At 68.0% G+C, this 12,220-nt stretch carries 8 protein-coding genes and 1 tRNA gene; 8 read left to right on the top strand and 1 reads right to left on the bottom strand.

Annotation, left to right across the window (positions count from 1 at the left end; genetic code table 11):
* The first annotated feature begins 99 nt into the window (after positions 1-99).
* Entirely contained in the window at positions 100-2,376 is a 2,277-nt protein-coding gene (locus BACI71_RS09965) for a TonB-dependent receptor (RefSeq protein ID WP_159758220.1), read from the top strand.
* Between the two features lie 68 nt (positions 2,377-2,444).
* Entirely contained in the window at positions 2,445-3,827 is a 1,383-nt protein-coding gene (locus BACI71_RS09970) for a methyl-accepting chemotaxis protein (protein ID WP_159758221.1), read from the top strand.
* Between the two features lie 23 nt (positions 3,828-3,850).
* On the opposite strand, the gene mutL is transcribed toward BACI71_RS09970, so the two are convergent.
* Positions 3,851-5,674: a DNA mismatch repair endonuclease MutL gene (gene mutL / locus BACI71_RS09975; protein ID WP_159758222.1), complete on the bottom strand. Its 1,824-nt coding sequence runs from the start codon at positions 5,672-5,674 to the stop codon at positions 3,851-3,853.
* Between the two features lie 140 nt (positions 5,675-5,814).
* Between mutL and BACI71_RS09980 the strand changes: the two genes are divergently transcribed.
* From BACI71_RS09980 to BACI71_RS10005, 6 genes are all read left to right on the top strand, one after another.
* The gene (locus tag BACI71_RS09980; protein ID WP_159758223.1) at positions 5,815-6,855 is read left to right on the top strand and encodes a rod shape-determining protein; all 1,041 of its coding nucleotides are present in this window, start codon (positions 5,815-5,817) and stop codon (positions 6,853-6,855) included.
* Between the two features lie 155 nt (positions 6,856-7,010).
* Positions 7,011-7,913: a rod shape-determining protein MreC gene (gene mreC / locus BACI71_RS09985; RefSeq protein WP_159758224.1), complete on the top strand. Its 903-nt coding sequence runs from the start codon at positions 7,011-7,013 to the stop codon at positions 7,911-7,913.
* Positions 7,910-8,419, top strand: coding sequence for a rod shape-determining protein MreD (locus tag BACI71_RS09990; RefSeq protein WP_159758225.1), 510 nt, complete (start codon positions 7,910-7,912; stop codon positions 8,417-8,419). The genes mreC and BACI71_RS09990 overlap by 4 nt, the downstream gene beginning before the upstream one ends.
* Positions 8,416-10,545 (top strand): penicillin-binding protein 2, encoded by a 2,130-nt coding sequence (gene mrdA, locus BACI71_RS09995; protein WP_159758227.1) that lies wholly within the window; start codon positions 8,416-8,418, stop codon positions 10,543-10,545. The genes BACI71_RS09990 and mrdA overlap by 4 nt, the downstream gene beginning before the upstream one ends.
* A complete protein-coding gene (gene rodA / locus BACI71_RS10000; protein WP_159758229.1) occupies positions 10,542-11,654 on the top strand; it encodes a rod shape-determining protein RodA in 1,113 nt (370 codons plus the stop codon). Before mrdA ends, rodA begins: the two co-directional genes overlap by 4 nt.
* 100 nt (positions 11,655-11,754) lie before the next feature.
* A tRNA-Lys gene (locus tag BACI71_RS10005) sits at positions 11,755-11,830 on the top strand.
* The last annotated feature ends 390 nt before the right edge of the window (positions 11,831-12,220 follow it).

A 12,220-nucleotide genomic window follows, 5' to 3' on the forward strand; every position in this document is an offset into this window, starting at 1 on the left:
GGACGCCGGATAGCGCCCGTCCAATCTGACCGGATCGCACAAGTTGCGATTGACTCGCAATCCGACACTCGCCAGGGCTTCCAAAAAGGGGAAATGCTAATGCGAACCATTTTTAGCGCGGCCTTGTTGTCGTTGCTGGCTGTCGGGTCGACCGATGCGCAGACTGCCGGGCCGGACGACACCGGGACTGATGACATCGTCGTCACCGGCGAGAAATCGCGGCGCACCGTGCAGGAGACGACGACCAGCGTGGCGGTGGTCACCCCCGCACGCATCCGGCAGGAGAACATCCAGACGATCCAGGACGTCTACAATCGCACCGCCAACGTCGGCGAGACCTATGGCGCGGCAGGATTCACGATCCGGGGCATCAACAACGCCGGGGTCGGCGGGGGCGGACAGGCCGATACCGCGACCGTCTATGTCGATGGCGCACCGATCCCCGGCAGCGCGCTGTTCGGCGGCCCGACCGATCTGTGGGACATCGGCCAGATCGAGATCCTGCGCGGGCCGCAGTCGACCATCCAGGGCTTGAACGCGCTGGCGGGGGCGGTGGTGCTCACGACGCGCGACGCCTCGACCACCGAAACCAGTGCCGACGCGCGGGTGCTGTGGAGCGATCAGCGCGACCGTACCTTCTCCGCCGCGCTCGGCGGGCCGATCGTCGCCGACCAGCTCGGCATCCGGCTCTCCGCCGAGCGCCGCAACGATCGCGGGCTGATCCGCAACGTCACGCTCGGCGGCTATGACGATGCGCTGCGCACGCTCAGCCTGCGCGGCAAGCTGAAATGGACCCCGCTCGCGCTGCCCGGGCTCGAGGTTCAGGCAAGCTACCAGCGCGCGCGCCGCGACGGCGGCTATCTCTACGATAACGCCCGCACCGACGTCGCCGATTTCTACGACCGCCGCATCTCGACCGGCAACGTGCGCGGACGCGGACGCGTGGAGGCGGATATCGCGGTGCTGAACACGGGCTATGACATCCTACCCCGGCTGCGGCTGTCGAGCGTCACCTCCTTCAATCGGGTCAGCTCGCACGCGCTCGCGGATGGCGACGGCGGCCCGGTCGATTCACAGCGCATCGACAATCTCTACCGCTTCCGCACCTGGACGCAGGAGGTGCGGCTCAATTACGATGGCCCGCGGCTCAGCGGCGTCGTTGGCGGATGGGCGTATCGCCGTGCCGGCGGGCTCGACGCCAACAACCGGCTCAACATCGCGACCCCGGTGACGTCGATCGTCGCGCAGCTGCGCGGCAGCGGATTTCCCGCCACCGCCGCGACCGGGCTGGCCGATCGCTATGCCGCCGCACTGCCGCGGATTCCGGTCGCCTATACCGGGGCGCAGCCGCAGCTGGTGCGCACCGCCGCATTCTTCGCCGATGCGCGCTATCGCGTCACCGATCGCCTGTCGCTGATCGCCGGCGTGCGGCTTGATCACGAGGAAAACCGCTATGCGGCACAGGCGCTGGCCCGCTTCACCGGTACCTTGCCCGACCCCGCGACGTTCGGCGCGCCCGGCACCGCGCCGTTCCTGGCGGTGACGGCGATCAACCGTGGCGTGCTGGCGCTGGTCGCCAACGCCGCGTCGCAGGGTGCAGGCAAGACGCGCCGCTTCGACGCCCTGCTGCCAAAGGCCGGCATCAGCATCGACTGGACGTCCGGTCTCACCACCGCGATCAGCGTTCAGCGCGCCTATCGCTCGGGCGGGTCGAGCGCCAATCCGGCGCGCGGGCTGCTGGTGCCTTATGATCCCGAATATAGCTGGAATTACGAAGCGTCATTGCGCTCGCGCTGGTTCGGCGGGCGGCTCACGCTCAACGCCAACGCCTTCTACGTCGACTGGTCGGCGCAGCAGACCAACGTCTTCTTCGGCTCCAGTGCCTATGACTATAACACCGTCAACGCCGGCAGCTCCCACCTTACCGGGTTCGAGGTGGAGGCGAGTGGACGGGTTGCGTCCGGTGTCGAGGCCTATGCCTCGCTCGGCCATGTCCGCACGCGGTTCGACCGCTTCACGGTCCCGAGCGGCAGCACCACGTCGCTCGATCTTACCGGTTCCGAATTCCCTTATGCTGCGCGCTGGACGCTGGCCGGTGGCGTCGATGCGCGCGCCGGATCGATCGTCGGCAACGTCAACGCCAGCTATCGCAGCGCGGTGTTCACCGAAACGGGCGTGATGCAGGGGAGCCGGCGGTTGCCCGGACGCACGATCGTCAACGCCCGGATCGGCCGCGACGTGCGCGACTGGACGCTGTTCGTGTTCGCGCGCAATCTGTTCGACGCCCAATACGAGCAATATACGTTCCAGAGCGGCGACCGCGCGATCCTGGGCGATCCGCAGACCTTCGGCCTGGGTGCGGAACTGCATCTCTGACCCGAACTTTTCCGGTCTCGATCAATCGTTAACCATCGGGCGCTACCGCGGAGGGCGGAGGTGGTGTTTTGACGCTTGATCAAACGATTACCGGGGCTTCGCGAGTCGCGGGCGAGCTGGGGATCCGCACGCTCGACCTGCAGGCGGACATCTCGGAACTGGCAACGCGCGTCACCGCACAGGCACGCACGATCGAAAGCGTCGGCGCCCAGACGAACCGTCTGACAGACGACGTGGAAAACGTCGCCGACGCCGCGCGCGAGGCGTCGGGTGCGACCACCGGCGCACATGGTCTGCTCGCCAGCTCGCATGTGCAGATCGATGCGGCGATGGGCGATGTCGTCGACCTCATCGCGCAGGTCAGCCGCATCCACGACAGCCTCGGCGCCTTCACCTCCGCGCTGGAGGACGTCGGCCGCGTCACCGCGACCATCGATGCGATCGCCAAGCAAACCAATCTGCTGGCCTTGAACGCGACGATCGAGGCCGCACGTGCCGGCAATGCCGGACGCGGCTTTTCGGTGGTGGCGGGCGAGGTCAAGAAGCTCGCGTCCGAAACCGCTGCCGCCACCTCGCGGATCAACACCTCGATCCTCGCGCTGACCACCCAGGCGGATGCGATGCTGGGGCGCGTCGATCTGGGCGTGACCAAGGCGCGCTCCGCGCATCAGGGCACACACGAGGTCAAGGCGTTGGTCGCGCAGCTGCGCGGACTGATGGACGGGCTGGAACGCAACAGCGACAGCGTGGTGCGGCGGATCGGCTCGATGCTGTCCGCGGTCGTTGAGGTGAAGACCGGTCTCGGCGAACTATCCGAAACGTCGAGCGACAATGCCACCGGGCTGCACCGCCTGTCGCAGCGGCTGACCACCGTCAGCAACGACACCAACGACCTGCTCCAGCTGCTCGCGGAAAGCGATGCCGACACCCCCGACCGCCCATATATCCACTTCGCCATCGCTGCCGCGCGACAGGTATCCGAAGGGCTGTCGCAGGCGGTAGCGGCCGGCCCGCTCGACCAGGCGACGATCCTGGGCGATGCCTACAAGCCCGTCGAGGGCACCGATCCCCCGCTGTTCACGCACCCCGCGGTGGCGATCCTCACCGCGCTCGCGCGTCCGCAGCAGGAGGCGGCGCGCGCGCTGCCCGGCTTCTTCGGGATGAGTTTCACCGACCGCCGCAGCTTCGGGGCCGTGGCGATGCCCGAACGCTCGCTGCCGCAGCGTCCCGGGCAGCGGAGCTGGAACACCGAATATTCCCGCGCCGGGGTGTTCTTCCACTTTCCCGAGACCGAAGAGCAGGTGAAGATCACCAAGCCCTTCTGCCTGAAGGCCTATCGCCGGCTGGCCGCGGACGGGAGCGTCATCCTGCTCAAGCAGGTGATCGCCTCGATCAATGTCGGCGGCGCGCACTGGGGCATCCTTCAGCTCGCCTACAAGGATCAGGGCTAGACCGGACAGAGGTACGCCCGTTCCTAGGCGCGCCCGAACAGCTTCGCGACGCTCTTCAGGTCGAGCTTCACCCACGTCGGCCGCCCGTGGTTGCATTGTCCGGAATGCGGCGTGACTTCCATCTCGCGGAGCAGCGCGTTCATTTCGGCTGGCGACAGCACCCGCCCTGCCCGTACTGATCCGTGGCACGCCATCGTTCCCGCGATCGCGTCAAGCCGCTCGCGCAAGCTCAGCGCCTCGTCATAGGCGGCCAGTTCGTCGGCGAGATCAGTGACCAGCCCGCGCGGATCGCCGCTGCCGAGCAACGCGGGGGTGGCGCGCACCAGCATCGCGCGGGCGCCGAACCGCTCAAGCTCGAGCCCGAACTCGGTCAGCTCGGTGGCGCGCGCCTCCAGCCGGTCGCAGGCCGGCTCGTCCAGCTCGACCACCTCGGGGATCAGCAACGCCTGCGAGGCGACGCGCCCGCCGGCGAGTGCGGCCCGCATCCGTTCCAGCACCAGCCGCTCGTGCGCGGCATGCTGGTCGACCAGCACGAGCCCGTCCTCCGCCTCGGCGACGATGTAGGTTTTCGCCACCTGACCCCGCGCCACGCCGAGCGGGAACTGGCTGGTCGCGGGCGGCGGCGTCCAGTCGGGCACGCCGCGCGCGGCCGGTGGCGCGGCGAAGAAGGTCGGGCGCTGGTCGTTGAGCCTGAACCCGTGGTCCGCCGGCGGGTAAGTCGCCGAAGCCACTGACGTTGGCACGTCGATCGACGCCCCTGCCCCATCCGTCGGCGTCAAAGCCGGGACGCCCGGCTCCGGTCGCCACAGCGCCATGATGTCGGTCGGTGCCGAATGCGCGACGCGGTGCCCCGCCGCGTCGAGCGCGCGGCGCAACCCCGAGACGATCATCGCGCGCACCAGCGCCGGATCGCGGAAGCGCACCTCGGTCTTCGCTGGATGAACGTTCACATCGACCTCGCTCGGCGGCACGTCGAGAAACAGCGCCACCACCGCATGGCGGTCGCGGGGCATCATCTCGGCATAGGCGCCGCGGATCGCGCCGATCAGCAACCGGTCGCGCACCGGGCGGCCGTTGACGAACAGATATTGGTGATCCGCCACCCCGCGGTGGAAGGTCGGCAGCCCCGCCACCCCGCCCAGTACATGCCCGTCGCGCTCCAGATCGATCGCGACCGAATTGTCGGCGAGCGCGCGGTCCGTGAGCGCCGCGACTCGCGCCGGGCGGCTGTCGGCGGCGGCGACCGACAGCGCGCGACGGCCATCATGCTCGAGCGAGAAGGCGATGTCGGGCCGCGCCATCGCTAGCCGCCGGACGACATCGAGACAGGCGGCATATTCCGACCGTGCCGATCGCAGGAACTTGCGCCGTGCGGGCACCTGCGCAAACAGCGCCTCGGCGACGACGCGCGTGCCCGGCGGCAACGCGGCGGGGCCGTCGCGATCGAGCACGCCATTGTCGATCGTCCGCGCCCAGCCCTCCGCCCCCGACGGGCGGCTCTCGATCGTCAGCCGCGCGACCGAGGCGATCGAGGGCAGCGCCTCGCCGCGGAAGCCGAGCGTCGCGACCCGGTCGATATCTCCGTTCTCGCCCAGGAGGCTTTCCGGCAGCTTGGAGGTGGCATGGCGTTCCAGCGCCAGCGCGATTTCAGGCGGGGCCATGCCGCAGCCGTCGTCGGCGACTTCGATCCGTTCGATGCCGCCCGCGGCGAGCACAACCGCAATTCGGGTCGCCCCGGAATCGATCGCGTTTTCGACTAACTCCTTTAACGCGCTGGCTGGTCTTTCCACCACTTCACCGGCGGCGATACGGTTGACCAGATGCGAGGGGAGACGGCGTATTGACACGGGGCAACACCTAGACCAAGCCGCGGCATCCCGCGACCCCGCAGATACCATCGCCAGCATGATTCCTGCGGGATGCGCGGACTTGGACGATCACTGCCGGCGCCCCTTATCCGGCGACAAAGACACGGACGACAACGTCAATGATATTCTCGCGCCTGTTCAAGATGACCTCGCACGACATGGCGATCGATCTCGGAACCGCGAACACGGTCGTCTACGTGCGCGGCCGCGGCATCGTGCTCAACGAGCCGTCCGTGGTGGCGGTCGAGACGATCAACGGCGTCAAGCGCGTGAAGGCGGTCGGTGAAGACGCCAAGCTGATGATGGGCAAGACGCCCGGCTCGATCGAGGCGATCCGTCCCTTACGCGACGGCGTGATCGCCGACATCGACGTGGCCGAGCAGATGATCAAATATTTCATCGAGAAGGTGCACGGACGCAGGCGGTTCATGCGCTGGCCCGAGATCGTGATCTGCGTCCCCTCGGGCTCGACGAAGGTCGAGCGCCGCGCGATCCGCGACGCGGCGCAGAATGCCGGCGCCAGCGCGGTGTATCTGATCGAGGAACCGATGGCCGCGGCGATCGGCGCCGATATGCCGGTGACCGAGCCGGTCGGCTCGATGGTGGTCGACATCGGCGGCGGCACCACCGAGGTCGCGGTGCTGTCGCTGCGCGGTCTCGCCTACACCACCTCGGTGCGGGTCGGCGGGGACAAGATGGACGAGGCGATCGTCAGCTACGTGCGCCGCAACCACAATCTGCTGATCGGCGAGGCAACCGCCGAACGGATCAAGCAGGAGCTGGGCTGCGCCAAGCCGCCGGTCGACGGCATTGGCAAGACCGTCCACATCAAGGGGCGCGATCTGGTCAACGGCGTCCCGAAGGAAATCCAGATCAACCAGGCGCAGATCGCCGAGGCGGTGAGCGAGCCGGTCGCGACGATCGTCGACGGCGTCCGTATCGCGCTCGAGAATACCGCGCCGGAACTGGCGGCGGATATCGTCGACCAGGGCATCGTGCTGACCGGCGGTGGCGCGCTGCTGCAAGGGCTGGACGAGGTGCTGCGCGACGAAACCGGGCTGCCGGTGACAGTGGCGGACGATCCGCTGATCTGCGTGGCAATCGGCACCGGCCGCGCACTGGAGGACCCGATGTTCCGCGCGGTGTTACAGAACGGGTAAGTCGGGGATGACCGCGGGTCGTCCTTGCCGTCATCCCGTGCGCAGCGAAGCGAACCGTGGCAGCGCGCGGAACACCGGACTGTTTCGCAGCGCCCGCAATGACTGATCAGGCTGGCATCATCACACTCTAGTTACCAAGGCGGGAGGTGACGGCAATGGCGCCGTCGCGGGATCGGCGCCCCGGCTTTTCGCGGCGCGCGCAATACGGGCTGTTCGTCACCTACATCCTCGGCATCGCCGGGGCGGTGGTGGGGGCGGTGCTGCTCGCGCTCTCGACCTTTCAGCCGGCCGCTTTCTCGATGGCCCGCGCCGCGGTCGCGGAACTGACCGCGCCCGTTTCGGCGAGCACCAGCGCGATCGTCCGCACGGTCGCGACCGTGCCGCAGGAGATCGGAACCTGGTGGCGCGTCCACGACGAGAACAAGGAGCTGCGCGCGCGACTGGCGCGCGCGCGCGGAGCGCTGCTGGTCGGGCGACAGGCGCGGCTGGAGAACGTCCGGCTGCGCGCCTTGCTCGCGCTGCGTGATCGCGCGCCCGAGGTCGTCATCGCCGCCCGCATCGTCAGCACCAGCGGGTCGAGCACCCGCCGCTACGGGCTGCTCAACGCCGGCAGCTGGCAGGGGGTCGCCGAAGGACAGCCGGTGCGCGGGCCGGAAGGACTGATCGGGCGCGTCCTGTATACCGGGCCGAACACCGCGCGCGTGCTGCTGGTCACCGACGCCGAGAGCGTGGTGCCGGTCCGCCGTACGCGCGACGGCCGTCCGGCGCTCGCGGCCGGGCGCGGCGACGGGTTGATCGACATCCGCACGATCGACACGGCCGACGGCAAGTTCCGCCCCGGCGACATCTTCGTGACCTCCGGCACCGGCGGAATGTTCGTTCCCGGCGTACCGGTCGCGCGCGTGTTGCGCGACGGCACCGACGCGGCCCCGGCGCGGCCGTTCGCGCGCCCGGACACGCTGGATGTCGCGATCGTCCACCGCGCGTTCATGCCGCCCGCGCCACCGACCCCCATGCCCGCCCCTTCGCCGACCCCGACGCTTACCCCCGAATCGTGACGCTACCTCCGCGCCCGCCCTTCGAGGAACCGCTCGGCCGTGGGCGCGCGCGGCTGTTGCCGTGGGCGACGGTGATGGTCGGATCGCTGGTCACGATCCTGCCATGGAGTGCCACGCTGCCGTTGCTGCCGCCGGTCGGGCTGCTGATCCTGCTCTCGTGGCGACTGCTCGCACCGCTGTCGCTGCGTGTATGGGCGCCGGCGCTGCTCGGACTGTTCGACGACCTGCTGTCCGGCCAGCCGCTGGGCAGCGCCATGCTGCTCTGGACGCTCGCTTATTTCCTCGTCGATGCGATCGATGCGCGGTCGGGCGTGCACGATTTCCAGCAAAGCTGGTCGATCGCCGCGCTGGCGATCGCGCTGGTGCTGCTCGGCGGGCGACTGGCGGCAACGCCGCTCGATGCCCATGTCGATAGCGTGCTATTGATCCAGATCGTGACCTCCGTCCTCCTCTTCCCCGCCGCCGCGCGGCTGGTCGCGTGGATCGACCTGCGGCGGGCGCTATGAGGCCGCGCGCGCCGAAGATCATGACCGAGGCCGCGCAGAGCTACAGCTTCTCGCGCCGCGCCTGGCTGCTCGGTGCGGGTCAGGCCGGGCTGGGCGCGCTGCTGATCGGGCGGATGGGCTATCTCGCCATCGCGCAGAACGAGCATTACAATCTGCTCGCCGAGAGCAATCGCGTCAGCATGACGATGATCCCGCCGCGCCGCGGGTGGATCGTCGATCGCTACAATCAGCCGATCGCCAGCAATCGCACCGACTTCCGCGTCGACGTCATTCCCGATCGGCTTGAGGACAAGGATCGCGTGCTCGCGCACCTGCGCGGGCTGCTCGGGCTCTCCGACGAGGATCTCGCGCAGATCAACGCCGAGCTGGAGCACGCCCCCGGCTTCCGCCCGATCGAGATTGCCGAGAACATTGACTGGGAACGCTTCGCCGCGGTGCAGGTCCGCCAGCCTGAATTGCCCGGCGTCGCGCCGACCCGCGGCTTCGCGCGCCACTATCCCGCTGGCCCGGCGGTCGCGCACCTGATCGGCTATGTCGGCGCTGCCTCCGCCGAACAATATAAGAAGACCCGCGACCCGCTCTACGTCACGCCCGGCTTCAAGCTCGGCAAGGACGGGCTGGAGAAGACCATGGAGCCGCTGCTGCGCGGCACCGCCGGTGCCAAGCGCGTCGAGGTCACCGCGCGGGGCAAGCTGGTCAAGGAACTTGCCACCCGCCCCGACGTGCCGGGCCGCACGCTGCGGCTGACGATCGATGCGGGGCTTCAGGAATATGCGGCACGGCGGATCGGCACCAATTCCGGTTCGGCGGTGGTGTTCGACTGTACCAACGGCGAGATGCTGGCGATGGTCTCGATGCCCGCCTACGATCCCAACACCTTCTCCGAAGGCATCAGCCAGCTCGAATGGAAGATGCTCAGCGAGGACGATCACGTCCCGCTCATGAACAAGGTGACCCAAGGCCTCTATCCGCCGGGTTCGACCGTGAAGCCGATGAACGGGCTGGCGCTGCTCGCCGCCGGCGTCGGAGCGAACGAGCGCGTGTTCTGCTCGGGCGCGATGCGAGTCGGCAACGGCGTCTTCCATTGCCACAAGCGCCACGGTCACGGCCCGCTCGATCTCAAGAACGCGATCATGCAAAGCTGCGACATCTATTTCTATGAGATGGTGCGCCGCGTCGGTTACGACAAAATCGCGCCGATCGCGCGCGAGCTGGGGCTGGGGCAGAAGTTCGACCTGCCCTTCTCCACCCAACGTTACGGCACCGTACCCGACAGCGCGTGGAAGCGGCGCAAGTACAAGACCGACTGGAAGGTAGCCGATTCGCTCAACGCCTCGATCGGTCAGGGCTATGTGCTCTCCAACCCGCTCCAGCTGGCGGTGATGGCCAGCCGGCTGGCCTCCGGGCGCAGACTGGTGCCCACGCTGATCCGCGATCCGTTCAAGCCGCAGGCCGAGCTGCTGCCGATCGACCCCGAGCATTTCCGCATTGTCCGCGAGGCGATGGACGGCGTCGTCAATCATGGCGGCACCGGGGGGGCGGCGCGGATGCTGGTGCCCGGTGTCGCGATCGCGGCCAAGACCGGCACCGCGCAGGTCCGCCGCATCACGATGGCGGAACGGCGCTCCGGCGTGCTCAAGAACGGGCAATTGCCGTTCAAGCTGCGCGATCACGCGCTATTCGTCTGCTTCGCCCCCTATGACAATCCGCGCTATGCCGCGGCGGTCGTGCTCGAACATAACGGCCATACGGTCCGCAACCTCGACACGCCGATGATCGGCCGCGACATCATGACCTATCTGTTCGACCGCGACCGCGCGATGAAGAGCCTTGCCGAGGTCGAGCCGACCTGGGGTGGCGACATCGCGACGCGCATGGCCGCGCAGCGTGCCGCCTATCGCGCCGCCCACCCGCCGGCGCCCCCGGTGATCGACGACGACGACGTGCCCGCCTCGAACTCGCCCGCCGTCGAGGCCGCGACCGACGCGTCCAACGCGAGCGCCGAGGCGACCGCGCGCGACGTGGCGGCCGGCGACGGCCCGGCGCGCACCGGCTCGCCCGAACCCGACAACGAGGGCGAGCGCCGCGCCACTCCGCTCGACCGCGCCGCGGACCCGCAACGGTGAGCGGCTTCGTCCCCGCTCCGCTGGCGGTGCTGCCGTGGCGGATTCTGCTGCTGGTCACCGCGATCGGCGGCTTCGGGCTCGTCGTCCTCTATTCCGCCGCCGGGGGAAGCCTGCGCCCGTGGGTGATCCCGCAGGGGCTGCGCTTCGCGATGTTCATGATCGGGGCCGTGGCGCTGTCGCGCGTGCCGCTCGACTGGTGGAAGAAATCGGCCTTCTACATCTACGGCACCTTCCTGATCCTGCTGATCCTCGTCGAGCTGCTGGGTGCGGTGCGCGGCGGCAGTCAGCGCTGGCTCGGTTTCGGTCCGATCCGCATCCAGCCGTCCGAGATGATGAAGCTGGCGATCGTGTTGGCGCTCGCGCGCTTCTACGACCTGCTTCCTGCCGCCGAGACGCGCCGTTTCCAGGCGATCTGGCCGGCGGCGGTGCTGATCGGGATGCCGGCGCTGATCGTCATGGCACAGCCCGATCTGGGCACCGGGCTGATGATCTGCGCCGGTGGCGCGACGCTGATGTTCCTCGCCGGCGTCCCGCTACGGCTGTTCGTCGGCGGCGCCCTGGCCGTGGCGACCGCGATCCCGCTCGCCTTCAACTATGTCCTCCACGAATATCAGCGTCACCGCATCCTGATCTTCATGGACCCGGAAAGCGACCCGCTCGGCACCGGCTATCACATCAGCCAGTCGAAGATCGCGATCGGTTCGGGCGGGCTGTTCGGCAAGGGCTTCCTGCAGGGCACGCAAAGCCACCTCGATTATCTGCCTGAAGGCCACACCGACTTCGTCTTCGCGACGATGGCGGAGGAGTGGGGGCTGGCAGGCGGCGCCTTCCTCATCATCGCCTTCCTGCTCGTTATTCGCTGGGGCGTGAACGTCGGCGTGCGCGCCGAGGATCGCTTTGCCAAGCTCGCCGCGGCCGGTCTGGCGACGACGATCTTCTTTTACATGGCGATCAACCTGATGATGGTGATGGGGCTGGCGCCGGTGGTCGGTATCCCTTTGCCGCTGGTCAGTTTTGGCGGCTCGGCGCAAATGACCGTGCTGATCTCGCTCGGCATCCTGATGGGGATCGACCGTTCGATCTCGACGCGTCAACCGACGCGCTGGTGAAAAAAGTCAAAAAAGGGGTTTGCGAATCCGGGAAGCGCTGTTAGAGGCGCGCTTCCCGATCGCGGGGCGGTTCTTCGGAAACGCTTCTCCCACGATCGCTGGACGCATAGCTCAGTTGGTAGAGCAGCTGACTCTTAATCAGCGGGTCCTTGGTTCGAGCCCAAGTGCGTCCACCAGTTTCCTCAACGGCCTTGCGAGCAATCGCGAGGCCGTTGTTTTTCGGTCGGGCGTCACCGCGACGCGTAGAAACCGGACAACGGCGCTGCCAGCCTTCAGTGAGATCGGCCTGGCACGCGGCAGCAGTCTCGCCCTTGCCTCTGCCGCGCAAACATATAGGCAGCCATCTGGCCATTTCGCTTCCGTATGGCCCTGTCGAACCGGTCGGACGAGTCGGCTAACGTTCCTCGCCGTCGAGGCGTCCCGCCCTGGCTCCGGCACATCATTTCTCGTAGGAGCAAATAAGGCAGCCTCGCTCCCGTATATGCTCGTGCAAGCCGTACGGTCATGCCCAGCGACCGCCTTCATCGCTGTTTCATCTCAGTGGTTTGTCTCGCCAGCTTTGACGA

This window comes from Sphingomonas sp. 8AM, assembly GCF_902506455.1.
Classification (GTDB): domain Bacteria; phylum Pseudomonadota; class Alphaproteobacteria; order Sphingomonadales; family Sphingomonadaceae; genus Sphingomonas.

Bases quoted from the DNA above. Each gene is read 5' to 3' on its own strand.
- BACI71_RS09965 (WP_159758220.1), top strand. From the start codon at position 100: ATGCGAACCATTTTTAGCGCGGCCTTGTTGTCGTTGCTGGCTGTCGGG.
- BACI71_RS09980 (WP_159758223.1), top strand. From the start codon at position 5,815: ATGATATTCTCGCGCCTGTTCAAGATGACCTCGCACGACATGGCGATC.
- mreC (WP_159758224.1), top strand. From the start codon at position 7,011: ATGGCGCCGTCGCGGGATCGGCGCCCCGGCTTTTCGCGGCGCGCGCAA.
- mrdA (WP_159758227.1), top strand. From the start codon at position 8,416: ATGAGGCCGCGCGCGCCGAAGATCATGACCGAGGCCGCGCAGAGCTAC.